General features: G+C 47.7%; 21 protein-coding genes. 13 read left to right on the forward strand and 8 right to left on the reverse strand.

What is annotated here, in order from left to right:
• Positions 1 to 274 precede the first annotated feature (274 nt).
• From OCU77_RS00320 to fre, 4 genes are all read left to right on the forward strand, one after another.
• On the forward strand, positions 275 to 1,264 hold the full coding sequence (locus OCU77_RS00320; protein WP_244915175.1) for a hypothetical protein: 990 nt from the start codon (positions 275 to 277) through the stop codon (positions 1,262 to 1,264).
• 108 nt (positions 1,265 to 1,372) lie between these two features.
• Positions 1,373 to 3,256, forward strand: a complete 1,884-nt coding sequence (gene ubiD / locus OCU77_RS00325) for a 4-hydroxy-3-polyprenylbenzoate decarboxylase (protein ID WP_048900489.1) — start codon at positions 1,373 to 1,375, stop codon at positions 3,254 to 3,256.
• Between the two features lie 114 nt (positions 3,257 to 3,370).
• Entirely contained in the window at positions 3,371 to 3,637 is a 267-nt protein-coding gene (locus tag OCU77_RS00330) for a 2Fe-2S iron-sulfur cluster-binding protein (RefSeq protein ID WP_048900488.1), read from the forward strand.
• 42 nt (positions 3,638 to 3,679) lie between these two features.
• On the forward strand, positions 3,680 to 4,390 hold the full coding sequence (gene fre / locus OCU77_RS00335) for an NAD(P)H-flavin reductase (RefSeq protein ID WP_048900487.1): 711 nt from the start codon (positions 3,680 to 3,682) through the stop codon (positions 4,388 to 4,390).
• Between the two features lie 107 nt (positions 4,391 to 4,497).
• Here fre and OCU77_RS00340 read toward each other — a convergent pair whose 3' ends face one another.
• Both OCU77_RS00340 and uspA read right to left on the reverse strand, forming a co-directional pair.
• Positions 4,498 to 5,379, reverse strand: coding sequence for a carboxylate/amino acid/amine transporter (locus tag OCU77_RS00340; RefSeq protein WP_048900486.1), 882 nt, complete (start codon positions 5,377 to 5,379; stop codon positions 4,498 to 4,500).
• 135 nt (positions 5,380 to 5,514) lie between these two features.
• Complete coding sequence (gene uspA, locus OCU77_RS00345) at positions 5,515 to 5,937, reverse strand: universal stress protein UspA (RefSeq protein WP_048900485.1); 423 nt, start codon at positions 5,935 to 5,937, stop codon at positions 5,515 to 5,517.
• 245 nt (positions 5,938 to 6,182) lie between these two features.
• Here uspA and ftnA point away from each other — a divergent pair, with 245 nt between their 5' ends.
• The 5 genes from ftnA to OCU77_RS00370 all read left to right on the forward strand — a co-directional run bounded on the left by ftnA (position 6,183) and on the right by OCU77_RS00370 (position 10,391).
• Positions 6,183 to 6,710, forward strand: coding sequence for a non-heme ferritin (ftnA, locus tag OCU77_RS00350; RefSeq protein ID WP_048900484.1), 528 nt, complete (start codon positions 6,183 to 6,185; stop codon positions 6,708 to 6,710).
• A 70-nt stretch (positions 6,711 to 6,780) separates the two neighbouring features.
• On the forward strand, positions 6,781 to 7,119 hold the full coding sequence (gene uspB / locus OCU77_RS00355; RefSeq protein WP_048900483.1) for a universal stress protein UspB: 339 nt from the start codon (positions 6,781 to 6,783) through the stop codon (positions 7,117 to 7,119).
• A 109-nt stretch (positions 7,120 to 7,228) separates the two neighbouring features.
• Positions 7,229 to 8,326, forward strand: a complete 1,098-nt coding sequence (locus tag OCU77_RS00360; RefSeq protein ID WP_107302813.1) for a mechanosensitive ion channel family protein — start codon at positions 7,229 to 7,231, stop codon at positions 8,324 to 8,326.
• Positions 8,327 to 8,457: 131 nt separating this feature from the next.
• Positions 8,458 to 9,645 (forward strand): BaiN/RdsA family NAD(P)/FAD-dependent oxidoreductase, encoded by a 1,188-nt coding sequence (locus OCU77_RS00365; protein WP_048900481.1) that lies wholly within the window; start codon positions 8,458 to 8,460, stop codon positions 9,643 to 9,645.
• 206 nt (positions 9,646 to 9,851) lie between these two features.
• Positions 9,852 to 10,391, forward strand: coding sequence for a DUF3332 domain-containing protein (locus OCU77_RS00370; protein WP_048900480.1), 540 nt, complete (start codon positions 9,852 to 9,854; stop codon positions 10,389 to 10,391).
• 79 nt (positions 10,392 to 10,470) lie between these two features.
• On the opposite strand, the gene OCU77_RS00375 is transcribed toward OCU77_RS00370, so the two are convergent.
• The 4 genes from OCU77_RS00375 to OCU77_RS00390 form a co-directional block, all read right to left on the reverse strand.
• Positions 10,471 to 11,043 (reverse strand): TetR/AcrR family transcriptional regulator, encoded by a 573-nt coding sequence (locus OCU77_RS00375; RefSeq protein ID WP_048900479.1) that lies wholly within the window; start codon positions 11,041 to 11,043, stop codon positions 10,471 to 10,473.
• A gap of 34 nt (positions 11,044 to 11,077) precedes the next feature.
• Positions 11,078 to 12,526, reverse strand: a complete 1,449-nt coding sequence (locus OCU77_RS00380) for a coniferyl aldehyde dehydrogenase (RefSeq protein ID WP_107302841.1) — start codon at positions 12,524 to 12,526, stop codon at positions 11,078 to 11,080.
• A 160-nt stretch (positions 12,527 to 12,686) separates the two neighbouring features.
• The gene (locus OCU77_RS00385) at positions 12,687 to 13,286 is read right to left on the reverse strand and encodes a tRNA-uridine aminocarboxypropyltransferase (protein ID WP_048900478.1); all 600 of its coding nucleotides are present in this window, start codon (positions 13,284 to 13,286) and stop codon (positions 12,687 to 12,689) included.
• A 109-nt stretch (positions 13,287 to 13,395) separates the two neighbouring features.
• Positions 13,396 to 14,454 (reverse strand): COG3650 family protein, encoded by a 1,059-nt coding sequence (locus tag OCU77_RS00390; protein ID WP_048900477.1) that lies wholly within the window; start codon positions 14,452 to 14,454, stop codon positions 13,396 to 13,398.
• 116 nt (positions 14,455 to 14,570) lie between these two features.
• On the opposite strand from OCU77_RS00390, the gene OCU77_RS00395 reads away from it, so the two are divergent.
• Positions 14,571 to 15,029: an EVE domain-containing protein gene (locus OCU77_RS00395; RefSeq protein ID WP_048900476.1), complete on the forward strand. Its 459-nt coding sequence runs from the start codon at positions 14,571 to 14,573 to the stop codon at positions 15,027 to 15,029.
• A gap of 141 nt (positions 15,030 to 15,170) precedes the next feature.
• Here the strand turns inward: OCU77_RS00395 and OCU77_RS00400 are convergent, their stop codons facing one another.
• Both OCU77_RS00400 and OCU77_RS00405 read right to left on the reverse strand, forming a co-directional pair.
• Positions 15,171 to 15,968, reverse strand: a complete 798-nt coding sequence (locus tag OCU77_RS00400; RefSeq protein WP_048900475.1) for a Cof-type HAD-IIB family hydrolase — start codon at positions 15,966 to 15,968, stop codon at positions 15,171 to 15,173.
• Positions 15,969 to 16,060: 92 nt separating this feature from the next.
• A complete protein-coding gene (locus OCU77_RS00405) occupies positions 16,061 to 17,062 on the reverse strand; it encodes an alpha/beta fold hydrolase (RefSeq protein ID WP_048900474.1) in 1,002 nt (333 codons plus the stop codon).
• Positions 17,063 to 17,316: 254 nt separating this feature from the next.
• Here OCU77_RS00405 and rhtB point away from each other — a divergent pair, with 254 nt between their 5' ends.
• The 3 genes from rhtB (at position 17,317) to OCU77_RS00420 (ending at position 20,268) form a co-directional block, all read left to right on the forward strand.
• Positions 17,317 to 17,934 (forward strand): homoserine/homoserine lactone efflux protein, encoded by a 618-nt coding sequence (gene rhtB / locus OCU77_RS00410; RefSeq protein ID WP_048900473.1) that lies wholly within the window; start codon positions 17,317 to 17,319, stop codon positions 17,932 to 17,934.
• A 55-nt stretch (positions 17,935 to 17,989) separates the two neighbouring features.
• Positions 17,990 to 19,204, forward strand: coding sequence for an EAL and HDOD domain-containing protein (locus tag OCU77_RS00415; protein ID WP_048900507.1), 1,215 nt, complete (start codon positions 17,990 to 17,992; stop codon positions 19,202 to 19,204).
• A 176-nt stretch (positions 19,205 to 19,380) separates the two neighbouring features.
• Positions 19,381 to 20,268 (forward strand): EamA family transporter, encoded by an 888-nt coding sequence (locus OCU77_RS00420; RefSeq protein ID WP_048900472.1) that lies wholly within the window; start codon positions 19,381 to 19,383, stop codon positions 20,266 to 20,268.
• The last annotated feature ends 64 nt before the right edge of the window (positions 20,269 to 20,332 follow it).

The following is a 20,332-nucleotide window of genomic DNA, read 5'->3' on the forward strand; positions in this document are numbered from 1 at the left end:
CCTTTCAGGCATACTGGATTTAATGCAGTGTTCAATTGTGTATGAAAGACGAAATGATTACGTATAAGAGTGTGATTGCTTATCGTGATGTCATGCTATGAATAACAATACTGCACAGTGCTGCGAAGAATAATCATTCGGCTTGGTATTACTGCTTGAATGCTGTATAGGTAGAGAGTAGGCAAGTTAGGATGGCATGCCTACACGACAACATTGAATTGGCCAATAGAGCATTGATTGCTCTTGATCTTCCTCTCGACGAATAGGAGATAACATGCGACAAGGATTGTGCATGATACCCTTGCTACTGACGATGTGGACAGCACCCGCTTTGGCACAAGATGTGTCAGAACAACAGGTACTCGACACCTTAGCATCAGCGCAAGTGCAAACGCGGGTGAATGCCCTTACCACACTCTACAAGCGAAATGATTTTCGTGCTTTAGAATTTAATCTCTCGCAATTACCGCCACTCTCACAAGAAGCTGTTCGCGAAAAACTGGTGTTATTTGCGGTCGAATTTGGTCAGGTCGATCAAGCCAAAGCCACATGGCTGGCTGAGCAGGCAGGGCGAAAACCAACCTTTACCATTGTTGAACAAGGTGACGGCTATCTAGTGATGAAAGCCGCGTTTCATTATGGTGCGCCAGCGCGGACCTTGATTAAGCATTGGGAACACCAGTTACAAGCTGATGATATGGTACGTAAAGCTGAATCGGGCACTTTGCAGTTGTCCAAGTGGCTAACCAACGATCCCCATGTTCAAAAACACCGTCGTGACTTATTTTTAGAACGTGTTGAAACACTTTCACCGGCTGCGATTGCGGCCTTAGTTGACCAGTTTCAATCGGATAGTCAGCTGATGTGGTTACCCGACAATGCCATCATTGCCAGTTTGGCGGCACATTCAGGCGATAATGATATGTACCAACTTCTGTGGCGTCGTCGCACCGATACCTACAGCTACCAAGAGTTAACCCGATTAACTGAGTTGGCGCCTCAGCCGCTCGCTTTAGAGCAGCTGATGGCTGCGACCAGTAACCCATCACTGAAGCAGCAAGCATATCGTTCATTGATTACCCTAAAGCCAATGCCTGCATCGACCCGCCAGTTTTTGATTACCAAGATGGGGGAAACAGATGACGGCCAGGTGGTGGCTCAGCAGCTGGCGCAGCAAGGGTATACCCATTGGTTGCGTCAATTAGCAACGTCACACACGAGTAATGTATTGAAAAAGAATCTACAAATCGTACTCGAACAGTAACTGATAATCAGTAACGGGTGAGATTAGGTTAACAACTCGTTATAATATCGCCCATTAATTGATGGGCACTCGCATAGTGAGGGTGCCGCTTGGTAACGGGTAGCACCTATGAAATTCAAGGATCTGCGCGACTTTATTGATCGCCTTGAGCAGCAAGGGCAACTAAAGCGTATTTCGCAGCCTATCGATCCCAATCAAGAAATGACCGAAATCAGTGATCGCACGCTTCGCGCGGGCGGTCCTGCTTTGCTATTTGAAAACCCTGTTGGCTATGATATGCCAGTTCTGACCAACCTGTTTGGGACACCAGGTCGTGTTGCAATGGGGATGGGACGACAGGATGTTAAAGAACTGCGCGAAGTGGGTAAACTGCTGGCGTACCTAAAAGAGCCTGAGCCACCGCGAGGCTTTCGTGATGCGATGGATAAGTTGCCTGTGTTCAAGCAAGTGCTGAACATGCCTGTAAAGCGCTTACGCAAAGCACCGTGCCAAGAAATCGTTTGGCAAGGTGACGAGGTTGATCTTGATAAAGTCCCTATCATGAGCTGTTGGCCGGGTGATGTGGCACCACTATTAACCTGGGGCTTAACCATCACCAAAGGGCCCAATAAAAAGCGCCAAAACCTTGGTATTTACCGTCAGCAAAAGCTGGGTAAAAACAAGGTGATCATGCGCTGGTTAGCCCACCGGGGTGGGGCATTAGATTTACGCGACTGGATGGAAACTCATCCAGGCAAACCTTTTCCAGTGACCGTTGCCTTTGGTGCTGATCCTGCGACCATTTTGGGTGCCGTGACGCCTGTGCCAGATACCTTGTCTGAGTATGCGTTTGCAGGGTTATTGCGTGGCAGTAAAACCGAGGTAGTGAAGAGCCTTAGTAATGATTTGGATGTGCCCGCAAGCGCTGAAGTGGTGTTAGAAGGGTATATCGATCCGACTGAGTTTGCCGATGAAGGTCCTTACGGTGATCACACGGGTTATTACAACGAAGTTGAAAGCCATCATGTGTTTACCGTTACCCACGTATCCATGCGTAATAACCCGATTTATCACAGTACTTATACGGGGCGCCCGCCCGATGAGCCTGCGGTATTAGGCGTGGCATTGAACGAAGTGTTTGTGCCTATTTTGCAAAAGCAGTTCCCTGAGATCACGGACTTTTATTTACCACCTGAAGGTTGTTCCTACCGCATGGCGGTAGTGACTATGAAGAAGCAGTACCCTGGTCATGCCAAGCGCGTCATGATGGGCGTCTGGTCTTTTTTACGTCAGTTCATGTACACCAAATTTGTCGTGGTTTGCGATGACGATGTTAACGCGCGTGATTGGAATAGCGTGATCCACGCGATGACCACGCGAATGGATCCTGTGCGCGATACTGTGATGATTGACAATACGCCGATTGATTCCCTTGATTTTGCCTCGCCTGTGGTTGGGTTAGGGTCAAAAATGGGTTTGGATGTGACGATCAAATGGGATGCCGAAACGGTCAATTCACCAAGTGAAGCATTCACCGTGAACCATGATTTTGATGTTGATGCAGGGCTGAAAGTGCTGCGCGAGCAACACCCTGAAATTCTGGATTGCTATTTACCGCCTGAAGCTGATTCACACCGCATGGCGATAGTGAGCATCAAGAAAGAGGGAGCAGGTCAAGCGATCGCAGTGATGGAAGCGGTGTGGGCATTTTTGGCACAGTTTACCAATGCCAAGTTTGTGATTGTCTGTGATGATGACGTGAATGTACGTGATTGGAATGATGTGATCTGGGCGGTAACAACACGCATGGATCCTATCCGTGATGCCATTATGATTAATGGCTCTGACGCAGAGCAACTCTCGTATGGCCACGGTGCGAAAATGGGTTGGGATGCGACCAACAAGTGGCAAGGTGAAACCGATCGCGAATGGGGAACCCCAATTAGTAAAGATCCCGCTGTTGTGGCGAAAGTGGATGCCATTTGGGATGAATTAGCGATTTTTAAATCATAGCTATCAAACAGACTAAACAGGTTATCATAGCTGATGACCTGTTTTTTAATGACTCTTGATAAGGTGCTTTGTAATTAATCGCACTTTGTCTGGAACACGATTACTAAGAATATTATGACGTACCAAGTTCGCCTGCTGCCTGCCGATGTGACTTTTACTGCTACCGAGCATGAAAGCGTACTGCAGGCTGCGCTCAACGCGGGCATTGCCTTTCCTAACCGTTGCCAAGTCGGTGCGTGTGCCATGTGCATGTGTCGAAAGCTATCGGGTGAGATAAGTTACCAACTTGAGCCTATGCTTACTGAGAAAGAGCAAGCGCAGGGTTGGATGTTTACTTGCCAAGCAACGGCGAAAAGCGACTTGGTGCTCAGCATGGATTAGCGTCTTGTACGTGCCATGCTCCTGAACGACCAGAGGACAATCATGTCGATTAAATGTGAAGTAAAGTCAGTTGAATCATTAGCATGTAATACCTTTCGTATTCTATTGCAGCCAGAACAAACGATCGATTTTAAGGCCGGTCAATACCTGCTTGCCGTGATGGGTGAGAAAGATAAGCGCCCATTTTCTATTGCGAGCAGCCCGTGTCGTGAAGGTGAGCTTGAGCTCCACATTGGTGCGGCGGAGCATAACCCGTACGCGATTGAAGTGGTCGAAACTATGAAGGCGGCACTGGCTGCAGGTACGCCTGTTGAAATCGAAGCACCACACGGTGATGCGTGGGTCCGTACCGATAGCGAAAAACCACTGCTGATGATCGCGGGGGGCACTGGTTTTTCTTACGTGCGTAGTATTTTAGATAACTGCTTAAGCCGTGGTGTCAGTCAGCCTATCTTTGTTTACTGGGGCGGCCGTGATGCATGCCAGTTATACGCAAATGATGAGCTACAAGCGTTGGCGGACAAGCATGCGAACCTGACTTATGTACCTGTGGTTGAGCAAGCAGAAGCGGCTTGGCAGGGTAAAGTCGGTAATGTATTGGAGGCGGTGAGCAACGATTTTGTTAGCCTGTCAGCCTACGATATCTATATTTGTGGTCGTTTTGAAATGGCGGGTGCAGCGCGTGAACAGTTTACCGCGGAAAAAGGGGCAGAGCGTGACCGTATGTTCGCTGATGCCTTCTCGTTTATTTAATCGATAAATCCATCGATAAAGATAGAGCGATAAAACGATAAATAAACGGCGAGCCACTGGCTCGCCGTTTTTGTTGTGGTGATATGCTAAATATTGCGAGATGACGGCTACACGCTGGCTTGGCGTGATGCTGCGACCTTACGTTTGACCCAGGTTTCATTGAACCACAGTGAAAAGACGATGATAACGCCGCCAATGATCAAGCGTGGGTAGTCCACATCACGGTTCCAAATCACGATATTCACAATCAAGCCCGCAGGTACCAAGGCATTGTTCATAATGGCAAGCGCCCCCGCATTAACCAGCGTCGCGCCTTTATTCCAAATGTAATAGCCCAAGCCCGATGCAATCGTACCCAGGTAAATCAGTACGCCCCATTGGGTTGAGGTGGTTGGCAGTTTATCGGTATTACCAAACATCAAAAACATTGGGATAGCGACACACATCGCGCCTAAGTAGAACAGGCCAAACACCGTGTGCTGCGGGATATCTTGGCTTTCTTGCTCCATAGTGTGCTTGTAACCCACTTGGCCAATGGCGAAGCTCAGGTTGGCACCTTGGACGATTAAAAAGCCCGTAATGAAGTTTTCATTTATGCCTTCAAATTTGATGACGGCAGCACCGAGCACAGCGACGGCGGCGGTGACCAGATACCACGCTGAGAATTGGCGGCGCAGCATATCGTAAATGAGGGTGACATAGATAGGGGTAAAAATAGTGAATAGCAGTACTTCAGGTACCGAGAGATACAAGAAAGACTGGTAATAAAAGCAGTACATGATGCCAAGCTGAAAGGCACCCACAACCATCAATTTTGCGGCTAACTTAGGGTGTAAATGCTGTTTACGCAAGAAAGGTAAAAACACCAGCGCAGCGAGTGACACGCGAGTGAGCACCGAGAACCAAGCATCAACTTGGCCCGCAAGATACACCCCAATCAGGCTAAATGAAAACGCCCATAACAGGGTGATTGTAGAAAGGTATCCCATAACAGTTTGATCAATCCATAAGTGTCATGGCGATAGTGTACCTTAAAGCGCTCGCGGCAAGCAGAGAAATGCTAGTGCAAGGCGAGAGGTCGGAGCGGTAACTCTCGCTTACCGCTCATCCCGTTCATGGTGTGGTTATTTCAATGGCACCATCAACATATCAACGGGAGTTCGATTGATCAGTTGTTTTGCTGAAGACAGGATTTTACTCCAGAAGTCCTGGTGATGACCGCAGACGATGAGCTCAATATCAAGATCATCAATCGCTTGGCAGATTTCATCGGCAAGGTCACCGCTGCCCACTAAGGTATGAGAAACAGGGTAGCCAGCTTTGTTGGCTAAGGCTTTCAGGTGATGCTGCGCTTCATCGGCCATGCGATGTTGGGCATCAGAAAGGTTAATATCAATCAGGCCGGTATAGAGTTCGGCGTAATTCACATCAATATGGATCAGCGATAATTTAGCATCGACGGCCTTGGCCAGAGCGGCAGCTTTATTAACTAAAACGAAGCTGTCTTCAGATAAATCAATAGCAACGAGAATGTGTTTGTAAGCCATAACTGTGCACTCCTTATCACGGTTTCATTTCATGCTACCACTGAGTATGACGCAAAAATATCGTGTAGGTCTCACCCTTGGCGGTAACTAAAAAAATCACGACAGAGTGGTCTTTTTATCTTTTCTTTTCGTATCTTACCCTTAACTGAGATATGCCATGACAGATACTTACTTTGCTGTGTTGCAAACTTGATTGTGCGCTGTGACAATGTCTCTATTACAATTGTATAAGAAGGAGTAGTGCGATGTTAGCGCAAGCGATGGTTGAAAAACTGAATGAGCAAATTAACTTGGAGTTTTTCTCTTCAAACCTATACCTACAGATGAGTGCATGGTGTGAAGACAAAGGCTTTGAAGGTGCTGCTGAGTTTCTTCGTGCCCATGCTGTTGAAGAAATGGAACATATGCAGCGTTTATTCACGTATGTGAGTGAAACGGGTGCTATGCCAATTCTGGGTGCAATTGAAGCACCAAAACACGAATTTGCATCGCTGGGCGATGTGTTCCGTGAGACGTATGAGCATGAGCAGTTGATCACTAAACAAATCAACATGCTGGCGCACGTAGCGTTCACTACTCAAGATTACTCAACATTTAACTTCTTACAGTGGTATGTCGCAGAACAGCACGAAGAAGAGAAATTGTTTAAAGGTGTTCTAGACAAGATTGAGCTGGTTGGTGAAGACGGTAAAGCCCTGTTCTTTATCGATAAAGACTTAGCTGCGATGGCTAAAGCTGGATCGTCGTCTGTGATGGATACGCAAGCAGGTTAAATCATCGTATAGGGTGTAGAGATGCACCCTTTATCCCCTGCTTGTGTCCAAGGTAGTTTGGGGGTTATTTATGATAAGTGGGGATGCATTACTACTGGCGCTGTTTATGGTCGCTGTTGTTAACGTTTCTAGGTATGTCAGTACATTACGTACATTACTCGCCATCATGCGTGAGTGCGATCCTCTGCTTTATCAGCAAGTGGATGGTCGAGGTTTCTTCTCATCTCAAGGCAATGTTAGTAAGCAAATTCGTTTGTTCCACTACATTCGCAGTCAGCAATATCATAAACATCATGATCCCGTCTTTATGGCCAAGTGCATCAAAGTGCGTCGGTTATTTATTTTAGCCAGTACCTTTTTGATGGTGTTCTTTATTGCCATTTTTGTTGTTGCTTATCTTGGTATGTAGCGGAAATAGTCAGATCTTCGCCTAACATCACGCGTATTTCTGTTTGCCAATAGTCGTCATTGCGCTTAACTTTACGGCTATTGAATGCAAACAGTTATGCTGGTTTTTAATGGAAAAAATGACAACCTGGTGGTTATCGTTAGAGCAAGGGTCTAGTCCTGATTGGCTCTTGAATGTGGGTCTACTGCTAACCTTAAGTGCAGTGCTTTGGGGGGCGTGGTGGCTGATCAGTCGTCGTCTTGCCCATGTCGCTACCGCAACAAAATTCATTTGGGATGATGCTCTTGTTCATGCGGTCCGTCGACCTGTCTCTTGGCTAATTTGGCTTTGGCCCGCGCTGATCTCGATTGGTGTGGTGGTAGAGAATACCAGTCATTATTCCATTACCTTTTTGGCTGTGGTCCGCCATCTACTTTTGGTATGGACGCTCATTTGGATCTTACTCCGCTTAATCTCTAATGTTGAAACGGCATTAGCCAGCAATGCCAAAGATCTCACCACCTTAAATGCCGTGTCTAAAGTGCTGCGCCTGATGGTGATGGTGATCGGCGGTTTGGTGATGATGCAAAACCTCGGGCTCAGTCTGTCGGGTATTCTGACTTTTGGTGGTGTCGGTGGCTTAGTTGTTGGTATGGCAGCCAAAGATCTGCTGGCCAACTTCTTTGGGGGCTTGATGATTTATTTCGATCGTCCATTCAAAGTGGGAGATTGGATCCGCAGTCCTGATCGCCAAATTGAAGGCACGGTCGAGCGTATCGGTTTTCGTATGACGGTGATCCGTACCTTTGATAAGCGCCCTTTGTACGTGCCGAATTCAGTCTTTAGTTCGATCGTGGTAGAAAACCCATCGCGGATGTCGAATCGTCGAATTAAGCAAAAAGTGGGGCTGCGTTATCAAGATGCTGCGGTTGTTGGTGAGGTGGTGGAAGGGATCAAGCAGATGCTGCGCCAGCACCCTGATATTGATAGCCACCAAACCCTGATTGTTAGTTTTGATAATTATGGCCCGTCGTCGCTGGATGTGTTGGTGTATACCTTCACCAAAACCGTGAATTGGGTTGAATACAAAGACGTGCAGCAAGATGTGATGCTCAAGATTGTCGAGATAGTGCATCAGCATGGGGCTGACTTTGCCTTCCCAACCAGTACGGTGCAATTGGGCGATAATGCCTTGATGGCGCTAGAATCTTCTTCTTTAAAGGCTTAGCTCGGGTCACTTGAAGGCTAAGCGCGTAGGATTGCTGTTGGTATTCGCCGCGTAGGCGGGTAAAATGTGCACAAATGAGGGATGCTATATTGGCATCCCTTTTTCATTGCGAGAAAAGCAGGTTGAGTAAGATGGCAGAACAGTTTGATGTAGTGATTATAGGTGCGGGTGCCGCAGGGTTGATGTGTGCTGCTGAAGCAGGCAAACGAGGCCGTTCGGTGCTGGTGGTTGATCACGGCAAAAAACCGGGCCGTAAAATTCTGATCTCAGGTGGTGGTCGTTGTAATTTCACCAACTATGATGTGGCGGCTAATAACTACGTTTGCCGTAATCCACATTTCGTGAAATCGGCCTTGTCGCAATACACCCAGTGGGATTTTCTTGCCATGGTTGGCAAGCATGAGATTGCGTTTGAAGAGCGTGATCATGGCCAATTATTTTGCTTGGATTCGGCGAAAGACATCGTAAAAATGTTGCTGGCTGAGTGTGACTTGCCGACCGTCTCGCAACGTTATCAAGCCGATGTACATGCGATAACGAAGACTGAAACTGGCTTTACCTTGAAAGTGAATACCGACACCATTCACTGCCAATCACTGGTTGTTGCAACCGGTGGTTTGTCGATGCCCAAACTGGGTGCAACCCCATTTGGTTACCAGATTGCTGAACAATTTGGCTTAAAACGCATCCCTACCACGGCGGGGTTAGTACCATTTACCTTGCATAAAGAAGACAAAGAAGCCTTTGCTGAACTGTCGGGCATTGCGATCCCTGTGGTGGTTGATGCCCAAGATGGCACCTCATTTAAAGAAAATTTACTCTTTACCCACCGTGGTTTGTCTGGTCCTGTTGTGCTTCAGATCTCTTCATACTGGACCCCTGGACAAAAAGTGACGGTCGATTTATTGCCAAACGACGATCTCGCCGAAACACTGACGGCAATGCGTGAAGCGCATCCGAATCAAAGCCTGAAAAACTCACTGTCTCGTTTGTTGCCGAAGCGTTTAATCGAAGTCTTGATTGCGCGTGGCGATCTTGAAGATAAGCCTTTAAAGCAGTTGAACCCGAAAGACATTACGGTTTTAGCGGACTATTTCCACCGCTGGTCGATTGCACCAAACGGCACCGAAGGTTACCGCACCGCTGAAGTGACACTAGGTGGTGTTGATACCGATGAGTTGTCGTCTAAGACGATGGAAGCGAAGCAGGTTTCTGGTTTGTACTTTGTCGGTGAAGTCATGGATGTGAGCGGCTGGCTGGGTGGCTACAACTTCCAGTGGGCGTGGTCGAGTGGCTATGTGGCAGGACAGTACGCTTAACGTACTTTGCTGTGACTGATAGTGGAACATGCTGCTTTTATCGACGACGTAAAACTCTGCTATTAGTTAAATTAGCTTCAAAAACAAAGCGTTGAATTTACCGATATCAAGGTGCAATTTTTTCGTATAAAAAGCTCGACCTTCATCCAAAAAGGTCTATAATCCGCCAGCTTTTTTTGCGTTCTAAATAATTGGAGATATCGGTAATGACGAAAGTTGCGCTTAAAGCGGTAGCAATGGCTGTGCTAGCAACATCACTAACGGGTTGTATTGGTCAAATGGGGACCTCTGCGGCTGTGACAAAACTTAACTTGTCTGCAGTGGATAATCGTTATGGTCGTGCTGGACTGTTTGTATTGCTAAGCCCGGTATACGGTATTGCGGCAACAGCAGATATGTTCATCTTCAACAGCATTGAATTCTGGACGGGTAAAAACCCAATCACAGGGCGTTCACCTGCTGTGGTTGATATGCCTGTTGATGCGATTTTCAAAGTAAATAGCAAGCTAGATAAAAGCATGACAACCGCACCATTAGCGAGCGTTCGTCACAGCGATGTAGATGCTGCGCACTTTGAGCAAATTGATTCCAACACGCTAGATATGCACGTGGCTTACCAAAATGGTGACACAGCGGTATTACGTGGAAAGAAAGTAGAAGACGGTGTGGATTTCTACCTTGATGGTCAATTCGTAACAACCGTAAGTATGGACGAATTAACACAATACGCGAACAACCTGTCGTAGGTTTCTCGGGTATGAAAAATGGGCGCTTCGGCGCCCATTTTTGTCTCTGTGGTTTAGGTTATTAGCTAATAGTGGTTGATTATTCGTGTGCGACAATAGCCTGCCATAATAGGTCAAACGCATGCTGCTGACATTCGGGGTCGTTGGCATAATCGGGGTATTCAATCAGTAAGCTTGCAGTGGCGAGATACTGGCTATGACAGAAGTTCAGCAGCATTGGCAGTGGTCGGTCTACCAATTCACCTTGGCGAATGCCCGTTTCAATTAAGGCCATCAGAAAGCTCATGGTGGTGGTCATCATGTCATGTTGTTGGCGTAGGCTAAAACTTGGGTCACTGGCGATTTGGCGCAAGAATTGAAGCTTGATTGGGTTGTGTTGTGCCCATGTTAGCCCATTATTCCAATAGTGCTGAATTTGTTGCTGAAGCGACAAGCTAGGCTCAGCAGGAGGCATAGCTGCGCTGAGCTCTGTCTTAGTCAGCAAATACAAACTATCGACCAGATCTTTTTTGGTTGCAAAGTGATGAAACAGCGTCCCGTTCGCCACCCCAGCTTGCTGGGCGATCTTTGCGGTGGCGGTAGCTTGGATCCCATGTTCGACAAAGAGCACGAGAGCGGTATCGAGTAGCTGCTGTTTTTTATGGCTTGCCATTGATCCCTCAGAGTAATGAGTTTGGGCTTAGAAATTAACGAACAAAAAAGGCTAACATCAATTTTTGGATGATGCCGCCGTAGGGTGGGGTCACCAATTTGCCTGTATTGATTTTCCCACGAGTCAGCACGGTTTTGGCTTTAGAGAAGGTTAAAAAACCTTCATGGCCATGATAGTGCCCCATACCTGAAGGGCCGATCCCACCAAAAGGAGCGTCATCAGCGGCTACCTGAAAAACAGACTCGTTGATGGCCATTCCACCGGCGTGAGTCGTGGTTTTTATGCGTTGCTGCAATGCTTGGTCAAAACTCATCAGATAAAACGCGAGTGGGCGCGGTCGCTGTTGGATATATGCCAATGCGTCATCGATCGAGCGGTATGGCACTATAGGCAAAATAGGGCCGAAGATTTCATCTTGCATTAAGGTCATGCTGTCTTGGGTATCTAACACCAAGTGGGTCACCATACGGTGTTTGGCGTCATCACAGGCGTTCTCATGGCACGGAATAATTTGGGCACCTTGCTGCTTTGCATCGGCTAAATATTCGTTCAAACGCTGATATTGGCGTGTGTTGATCACTGAGGTGAAGTCTTTATTGGCCACCCCTTTAGGGTACATTTTATTAAACTGCTTTTTATATTCTTCCACAAAGTCTGCGACTTGTTCTTCGGGCACTAAGGCGTAATCAGGCGCAACACAAATTTGACCGCCATTGAGGCTTTTACCAAAGATCATCCGCTCTACTGCTGTTGCCATTGGTATATCGGGCGCTATCAATACTGGGGATTTTCCGCCTAACTCTAGTGTGACAGGGGTGAGGTTATCCGCCGCGGCACGCATAACATGACGGCCCACTGTCGTTGAACCTGTGAAAATTAAATGGTCGAACGCGAGGCGACTGAAGGCCGCAGCAACATCCGCTTCACCCTCAACCACACTGACTTGCTCTGTGGAAAAGGCTTCGGCTAACAGTGCGGTGATCACGGCATTGGTTTGTGGCGTGAATTCGCTAAGTTTAATCATTGCTCGGTTGCCAGCAGCCAGAGCGGTGATCAATGGCCCTAGGCTTAACATCACAGGGAAATTCCACGGCACAATAATGCCCACCACACCGAGGGGCTGATAAATCACTTCGACTTTGGCTGGCGCCAGCAATAATCCCGCATGGCGACGTGAAGGTTTCATCCACTTTTTCAATTGCTTGATGGTGTATTTGATGTTGAGAATGCATGGCAGGACATCACTGATCAGGGTGTCATGTTTATTGCGTTGGCCAAAGTCTTGGTCAAGCGCATGGCATAGGGCTGTTTTATGATGCAGTAAGGCTTTTTTAAGGGCTTTTAAGTGGTGAATACGCTCGGCGAGATCGGGGTAAGGAGCGGCATTAAAGGCTTGGCGCTGTCGATCGAGTTGCAGCTGAAGTTGGCTGATATCAGCGTGTTCAACAACTTGATTATCAGGAGCGGGATGATCAGAAACCATCTTCTCAGAAGCTATGCGCTCGGAAACAGTAGAGTGTGCTGCTGTCATGATCTCATCCTTAATATTATCAATAAAAACCAAAACCGACTAAATAGTCGGTTTTAAGTATAGGTGATAACTTCCAAGGTGCAAGTTAAGGCGATCACAGTTATCACCTTGTCTAACGGTGGCTATGTCCGCTGCGATCGGCATGGAAAACGTCAGAAAATGCAGTGAAATAGCACTGAAGCTGTTCGGCTTGCTGGGGCTCATTTAAGAGTGACAGCAAGGCAATGCCTGTTTCGCAGGTACAAAGGTTCCCCGCTTGTTGATTGCGACGGAGCTGATATTGAGACAGGGCGGTTGGTGTTAAGCTCAGGCGCGGCAGGTTGGCGAGCCAAGGGCTTTTACGCACCATTTTTCGTGCTTCTTGCCAAGTTGCATCAAGTAATACAAACAATGGTGTGGTTGTTATTATTGATGTTGATGAGCTTGAGTGTGCAACAAAAGGCGTGGCAGGGTGTGTGTCGTCAGCAGGGAAAAGCAGCCAAGCTTGATAGGCTGGATCTTCGAGCTTCTCAATTAGCGCTGTTGGTGAATTCACGCGATCCCAAATCACTCGCTCACAATGGGGCAAGGTACGCATCATGAGTTCGCCTGTGTTGGTGGCTTTGCGACATTCATTGGGGTGGGTCAGCAAGACAAAATGAGCGGCACTGGTTAACTTGGGCTCGTGCGAGCAAATACAGTTATGGGTGAAGCCACAGCGTGGGCAAGACATGCGCAAATTCCCGATGGTATGGGTGAATAGACAAAGCGGATTGTGCGGCAATCATGCTGTCGCTGCAAGATAGCAACGACAGCGGATGAGGAGTGTCGTTATTTCATGATCACTCGGGCTGGCGCTGTAGCTGTAAGCCCCCTTCGCCAAGGCTGTATTCATTGCCGTTAATCACTTCATCACGGGCGATTAGACGTGGCCCTTTGGCGGTATTTTCAAGGGTGTAGGTGCGTTCGCTCAGTAAACGACGGCCTTGGTGTGAGGTCATCATCACTTTGACGCTATCTTCGCTCACTTGCTGCCACAAGCCCTGTTCTTCGAGTGCAGGCTCATTACTGTCGTATTCATAGCGAGTAATGGCGGAATGATCGGCAAGTAGCGTGAGTGTGGTAGTCAAGCCAGGGGTGTTGGTGGCATCGGCCGTTGTCTTGTAGTGCCCGACCCAATTCGCCGTCACATCGGTCGCCCCTAAGGTGGCGCAACCTTTGAAGGTTTTTCCTTTCCATGTGAGGTTGGATTGCCAACCGTAGAGCGAGCTACTCATGGTGTCATTGCAGTGGCCTTTAGTCAGGATTAGGCGGAAATCCTTGCCTTGATACACTTGTTTACCCGATGTTGATTGACGCTGGGTGATGGCTTGTTGCTGATCACTCATCCCCATCTGCGAGAAGATAACCGTATCTTTTTGAATCTTAAGATCCCAGCTAGGCTCCATGCCAAAGGCATTGGTGTAGTGAGCGCTCATTTGGCAGCCTCCCAGCATTTCCGCCGACAGTAAATTGGTTTGCTTGACCATAAAGCGACCATCGTAATCAGCGGCAAAGCCATCTTCAGGGGCGGGTTCTAGCATCCCAATGACTTCACCATACATAGGCTCATAGCTGTACGGCGCAATCTCTCTAATTTCATTGTGGTCGCTAGGTGGGAACACAATCCAATATTGTTTTTGGCTATTGCACGGCTGAATGGAGTAACTCTCATGACCCCAAGTCACCATACCACGCATCATAAAGGCTTGTACTTTGGCGCTTGGCTGAGCGGTTGAAGCGGTGCTCGCTGTGGTTGGGATTGCGGTAACACCTTGCTGTGAGCTTGGCTGGGAGGAACAACCTGCCAGCAGTGCAAGCGTTGCAAGTGGCAGCGCCAGTGGGGTCCAAAGCTTCATCATTTACCTCTTCATCGAGAGTGGTGGAATATAGTATGGTGAGCGTCATGCTCAGCGGTGTTATGAGCTTACCTGCTATAACACTAGATAACAAAGAACCCCGAACAAAGAGGTCTTCCATGGCGAAATGGCTATTTAAAACAGAACCTGACACCTTTTCGATAGACACGTTAAAGCAGCAAAAAGTTTCATGTTGGGAGGGGGTTCGTAATTATCAAGCCCGTAATATGATGCGTGATGCGATCAAAGTGGGTGATGAGGTTTTTATTTACCATTCTTCGTGTAAAGAGGTGGGTGTGGTGGGCATTGCAACGGTAGTGAAAGAAGCGTATCCCGATCATTTTCAGTTTGATCCGCAAAGTCCTTACCATGACCCAAAATCGACACCAGATAACCCACGTTGGATAATGGTTGATATTGCCTACCAACGCCATTTGCGTTTGGTGTCATTAAAGCGGATGAAGGCCAATCAGGCACTTGCCGAGATGCCTTTAGTGAAGCGAGGCAATCGCTTGAGTATCATGCCAGTGACAGAGGCTGAGTGGGCGGAAATATTGCAGATGACAGGGCAGTTTTAGGGCGCTTGGTGTTTCGAAACCATGGATGCCCACGCTGAAATGGTAGGGTTTCATTAACGTCGAAATAAAAACGACTTTAGTGCAAGCATCTAAAGTCGTTATTCATTATTCATTGTGGCGGCTTACTGTACTACTACAGCCTTACAGCACGTTTTCAATCAAGTAGTGAGCAACCGCTTCATCTGCGCATGAGCCGATTACCTCATTGTTAGGTAAGGCGCGTTTTACTTTTTCGTGCGCAGTGCCCATGACTAAGCCTTTGCCCGCCATTGACAGCATTTCAGCATCGTTCATGCCATCACCAAACGCAATGCAGTCTGCCAAGGTTAAGCCTTTCTCTTTGGCCACCGCTTCAAGTGCATGCCCTTTTGAGACATTGGCATCCATGATTTCTAAACACCAAGGCGTCGAAAATGCGATGTTCGCTTTATCGCCAAACTCTGCGTTGAATTTATCTTCCCACTCAACCAGCTTATCGTGGTCTTGGTCATCGCGGGTAAAGAATACCTTCGCAATTCCGTCTAGTGGTGGGTTCTCGACATCAAACAGTTGGTACGTGAAGGTGTCGTGAAAATCACGCAGCTTTTCATCTTCTGCGTTTAGTAGCCATTGATCATTTTGGTAGATGTGAATTTTCAGATCAGGATCAGCTTTTGCCATTGCCACGACGCCAGCAACCACCTCTGGGGTCACGTCTTGTTTGAAGATCGCTTCGCCTTTACAGTTGTGAACGCGTGCGCCATTGGAGGTGATCATGTAAGCAGGAATGCCTAATTCTTCACGCATGCCAGCGACATCGATATGGTGACGACCGGTTGCGAAAATAAAGTCACGACCTTCTTGATGAAGGCGTTTCAACACTTCTTTGGTGTAAGGGGCGAGTTTGTGATCCGGTGTTAATAAGGTGCCATCCAGATCTGAAGCAACAATCTTGTACATGAACATTCCCACTATGAGCAACTCGCCAGCAAAAGCGCTGACGAGAGTAGGATCGATTCTAAACCACTTTTACGGAAGAAAAAGAGGCTAATTTACTGTGATTCGGTTTCCGCTTTTTTGAAATGGTTAAAAGCCGCGGCTAATACCGGGGTGCGGTATTTGTCTTGTTCGAATAACAACTCGTGGCGAGCACCATGAATGACTTTGATTTCACAATCACCACCAGACTGTGTCATTGCACGATGGAAAACATCATGGGCTGAGTTATCCACCACGGTGTCATCGCTACCTTGGATCAAAAGGACGGGCACTTTGATTTGGTAAGCGTGCTGAATACATTGTTTAGCTGCTGCCATGCCTTGCCATACCCAACGTGCACTCGGCCCACCGACTTTTAGCTCAGGTTTGTGTTCGTAGAGATCGCGGAACCACTGATAACGGACTTCACTTTGGGTCAGTTTATTGTCTAAGAAAGGCTTAGGGTAATAAGGCACTTGTCCTGGTGCGTAGTTAGGTTGGCGTTGTAGTTGTTCCACTACGCGTGCAAATGGGGAAGCAATTGGCTTCATCCATTGGGTTAAGTTGATGCCATGCATTGGGGCACTTAATACCGCACTATCGAAAAAGTCAGGGCGTTGCTCTAAAAATAGGCTGCCGACTGTGCCACCCATGGAATGTGCCAGCATGTAATGTTGTTGGTAGCCGCACGGCGCAACCACAGTATCGATGAAGGTCGTAAAGTCTTCAACGTAGTGGGCGAACTCTTCGACATGACCAAGCTCGGTATCATCGACTAAGCGATCAGAGACCCCTTGGCCACGATGGTCGAGGGAAAAAATGTCATAGCCTTGCTGGAATAGGTCGTAAAACAGTTCTTGGTATTTCCAGTAACTTTCGATGCGACCATTGATCATGACTATCACTTTGTCATGGTTTGGTTTGGTTAAGCTCACCCAACCGATATTGCGATCATCAACCCCTCTGAATTCGCCTTCTTCTCGTTGTTGCCACATTGCAGCAACGGGCCCTTGCATGGTTGCTGCAAAGTGAGGTTCGAGTGAAAAATCATAAAAATGTGGAGGTTGTGCTGTCATTCTGGCTCTCAAAGTGAGGGGATAGGGAAACCGAGTTGGCTAGGCGCTGTCAGTCTCGAAACGCGCCCTTATTCTAAAGTATACGATGGATATGGTCGCTTATTTATTGGATGTCATTATAACCTAAACTGAAGATCAACGAATAAAAGGGTGCAAGTTGCTTTCAAATCTATTCTGCTGTTAACTAACGGCAATATTGATAGCTTAGATAGTTGCTGAACTCGTATCGACGAGTCGTATTGCAGGAGTATAGAGTGAGTATTGATATTTGGTTAGCCTACCTGGCGACCGCAATTGTGTTCAGCTTTGCACCGGGCTCTGGTACCGTCAATTCGATCAGTAATGGCATGGTCTACGGTTTTCGTAAATCGCTGGCGTCCATCATGGGTTTGCAGGTGGGGTTAACCTGTCACATCATCTTGGTAGGGGTCGGGCTGGGTGCCTTGGTTGCTCAATCGGCAACAGCATTTACTGTGATTAAATGGGTTGGCGTGGTGTACCTCATTGTTTTAGGGGTGCAAAAATGGCGTGAACGGGCGGCATTTGATTTAAATCCTCAACAAGCAAGCGTGTCTGGGCGTCGGTTATTCCGCCAAGCAGTACTGGTGAACTTAACGAACCCTAAGAGCATCGTATTTTTAGTGGCGCTATTCCCACAATTTATCCAACCCTCTGCGCCACAGCTACCACAATTGGTAATATTGGGTGTAACGACTGTCGTGGTGGATATGTGTGTCATGCTCGGGTATGTCACCTTGGCGTCACGGTTATCGGGCTATATTCGTTCTGCGCGCATTATGGGGGCGCTTAATCGTGTCTTCGGTTCGATGTTCATCGGCTGCGGTGCATTATTGGCATCGGCACGTGCGTAGTCTGCGCTTTTTCCTTTAACTCTGGTGCATCATGAAATCAAGTAATGCTCAAGCCATGTATTCCTATGTTGCGCGCCAGCCGATATTCAATCGGCAACAGCGTACAGTTGGCTATGAATTACTGTTCCGTGATGGTGAGAGTAACGCCTTTCCTATGATAGAGGCGAATAAGGCCACCAGCCGCTTGTTAGTGGAAAACTACATGGCGGTGGGTGATAACAAAGCGACCTCAGGGCAACGAACCTTCATTAACTTTCCCCAAGAAAGCCTACTTCAACTGCTGCCGCTACTGTTGCCTAAGCGTGAAGTGGTGATTGAAGTGCTTGAAACTTGCGAGCCTAACGACGCGCTGTTTAGTGCAATAAAGTTGTTATGCCAGCGTGGTTACATTATTGCCTTGGATGATTTTGAGATGTCACCGGAGTGGCAGCGTTTCTTGCCGTATGTGCGCATTATTAAGTTGGACTTGCTCAAACTCGGCATGGAAAAAGCGTGCGAGTTTGTGAGCCAGTACCGTTCACGCCGTTTGAAATTTTTGGCAGAAAAAGTCGAGACTAAAGATGAATATGAGACAGCGTTAGCCGCAGGGTTTCATTTTTTTCAGGGCTATTACTTCTGCAAACCTGAGTTGGTAAAAAACCGTCAGGTTGAGCCAGAGAAAGTTGCCACTGTTTTGTTACTGCAAGAAATTTGCCGTGATCCTGTGGATTTCAAACGGATAGAGCAAATCATTACCAGCGATGTTTCGTTGTCGTATTTGTTACTGCGCTATGTGAATGCTGCGTCTAATCGTACGGTTGAGCCGATCAGCTCTTTTCGTCAGGCCTTAGTGTACTTAGGCGAAGATAAAATTCGGCTCTTTGTTGGCGTTGTCGCAACGGCACACGCTGCATTAGACAAGCCGAGAGAGCTGTATTTGATGTCACTGCAACGTGCGCGGATGTGTGAATCATTGGCGGCTGGCAGTGGAACCCGTGAGCAATCCCATCAAGCCTTTTTGGTCGGCATGTTTTCGTTGTTGGATGCGTTGTTAGACACCTCACTTGAGCAGCTAGTGAAAGTTTTACCGCTGCAAAACGATGTCGAAGCGGCACTGCTGCATCATCAAGGGCGCTTAGGCCATACTTTGGCGCTATTAGAAGCCTATGATCAGGCAAATTGGCACCAAGTCAGTGAATACTGTGAGCAACTTGGCATTGCTGAAACCTTGGTGACCCGTAGCTACCAGCAAGCATCGGTATGGTCTGAAAATATGCTGAACATCCAATAACTCTCGCGCTCTTTGGGTTGTGAGTTGGTTGCGGATGAACCTTTTGTGAAACCCTGCGTAATCTGAATTATCTCCCCTCACTTTTCTTTACACTCTTTCTTTTGGACTAGGCCATTCTTACAGTGGTGCAAGCTGATTGCATTGCAGCTGATGAAGGGCATTAAGAAAGGAATATTGTGTCTATCTTTGCGTTTGTCTTAGTGGTGGTGTCGGCCATCATTCATGCCAGTTGGAATTTACTGGGTAAGTCGCGTACGCCAACGCCCGCCTTTTTTGGCTTAGCCAGTTTAGGGGCAGGGAGCTTGCTATTGCCTGTGTTGGTGTATGTGCTGAGTTTGCCCATATCTTTGCCGACATCTTTTTGGTGGCTATTGCTGTTCAGTGGCTTTTGCCAAATGGTGTATATGGCATCCTTGGCATTGGCATACCAGCAAGCGGATGTCGGTGTGGTCTACCCGATAGCCCGCGCTTTACCTGTGTTGATGGTGGCGGTTACCACGGCATTGCTTGGTCAGTCATTACCCTTATCGGTATGGGGGGGGATGGTCGTGGTGACAGCTGGATGCTTATTCGTGCCTTTGGTTTCTTTTCGGCAGTGGCATTGGCGTGCGTATACTCAGTTAGGGTGTTTATGGGCCTTAGTTGCAGCCATTGGAACCGCAGGTTATTCGGTGCTTGATAATACCGCTTTGGAGCTCTTAGCGGCGACAGGTTTACCGTCATGGCTGATCGCAATGTTTTATTTAGGGGCTCAGTTTTTGGTAACGGGCTGCTGGCTGAGTGTGTTTTATTTATCAAAGTCTGAGCGACATAAGTTCGCAGCAGTTTGGCAAGATAGGCATATCGCTTTGTTGACTGGGAGTATGATGGGAGGGACATACGGGTTAGTACTATGGGCCATGACCTTGACGGAAAATGTGAGTTATATCGTGGCGCTACGCCAGTTAAGTATTCCGGTTGGAGTCGGGTTAGGGGTTTGGTTATTGAAAGAGCCCTCATACCGCCCACGTGTTGTGGGGGCGATGTTAGTGTGTGTGGGGCTGGTGGCTGTGTCATTACGCTAACCGTGCTCAATAAAAAACGCCGAGCTAGGCTCGGCGTTTGTCATTATCAAAGTGAATCGCACAG

Origin of the sequence: Photobacterium swingsii (assembly GCF_024346715.1) — a bacterium.
In the GTDB taxonomy this organism is placed as follows: Bacteria; Pseudomonadota; Gammaproteobacteria; order Enterobacterales; family Vibrionaceae; genus Photobacterium; species Photobacterium swingsii.

Bases quoted from the DNA above. Each gene is read 5' to 3' on its own strand.
- OCU77_RS00320 (WP_244915175.1), top strand. From the start codon at position 275: ATGCGACAAGGATTGTGCATGATACCCTTGCTACTGACGATGTGGACA.
- ubiD (WP_048900489.1), top strand. From the start codon at position 1,373: ATGAAATTCAAGGATCTGCGCGACTTTATTGATCGCCTTGAGCAGCAA.
- OCU77_RS00330 (WP_048900488.1), top strand. From the start codon at position 3,371: ATGACGTACCAAGTTCGCCTGCTGCCTGCCGATGTGACTTTTACTGCT.
- fre (WP_048900487.1), top strand. From the start codon at position 3,680: ATGTCGATTAAATGTGAAGTAAAGTCAGTTGAATCATTAGCATGTAAT.
- OCU77_RS00340 (WP_048900486.1), bottom strand. From the start codon at position 5,379: ATGGGATACCTTTCTACAATCACCCTGTTATGGGCGTTTTCATTTAGC.
- uspA (WP_048900485.1), bottom strand. From the start codon at position 5,937: ATGGCTTACAAACACATTCTCGTTGCTATTGATTTATCTGAAGACAGC.
- ftnA (WP_048900484.1), top strand. From the start codon at position 6,183: ATGTTAGCGCAAGCGATGGTTGAAAAACTGAATGAGCAAATTAACTTG.
- uspB (WP_048900483.1), top strand. From the start codon at position 6,781: ATGATAAGTGGGGATGCATTACTACTGGCGCTGTTTATGGTCGCTGTT.
- OCU77_RS00360 (WP_107302813.1), top strand. From the start codon at position 7,229: ATGGAAAAAATGACAACCTGGTGGTTATCGTTAGAGCAAGGGTCTAGT.
- OCU77_RS00365 (WP_048900481.1), top strand. From the start codon at position 8,458: ATGGCAGAACAGTTTGATGTAGTGATTATAGGTGCGGGTGCCGCAGGG.
- OCU77_RS00370 (WP_048900480.1), top strand. From the start codon at position 9,852: ATGACGAAAGTTGCGCTTAAAGCGGTAGCAATGGCTGTGCTAGCAACA.
- OCU77_RS00375 (WP_048900479.1), bottom strand. From the start codon at position 11,043: ATGGCAAGCCATAAAAAACAGCAGCTACTCGATACCGCTCTCGTGCTC.
- OCU77_RS00380 (WP_107302841.1), bottom strand. From the start codon at position 12,526: ATGGTTTCTGATCATCCCGCTCCTGATAATCAAGTTGTTGAACACGCT.
- OCU77_RS00385 (WP_048900478.1), bottom strand. From the start codon at position 13,286: ATGTCTTGCCCACGCTGTGGCTTCACCCATAACTGTATTTGCTCGCAC.
- OCU77_RS00390 (WP_048900477.1), bottom strand. From the start codon at position 14,454: ATGATGAAGCTTTGGACCCCACTGGCGCTGCCACTTGCAACGCTTGCA.
- OCU77_RS00395 (WP_048900476.1), top strand. From the start codon at position 14,571: ATGGCGAAATGGCTATTTAAAACAGAACCTGACACCTTTTCGATAGAC.
- OCU77_RS00400 (WP_048900475.1), bottom strand. From the start codon at position 15,968: ATGTACAAGATTGTTGCTTCAGATCTGGATGGCACCTTATTAACACCG.
- OCU77_RS00405 (WP_048900474.1), bottom strand. From the start codon at position 17,062: ATGACAGCACAACCTCCACATTTTTATGATTTTTCACTCGAACCTCAC.
- OCU77_RS00415 (WP_048900507.1), top strand. From the start codon at position 17,990: ATGTATTCCTATGTTGCGCGCCAGCCGATATTCAATCGGCAACAGCGT.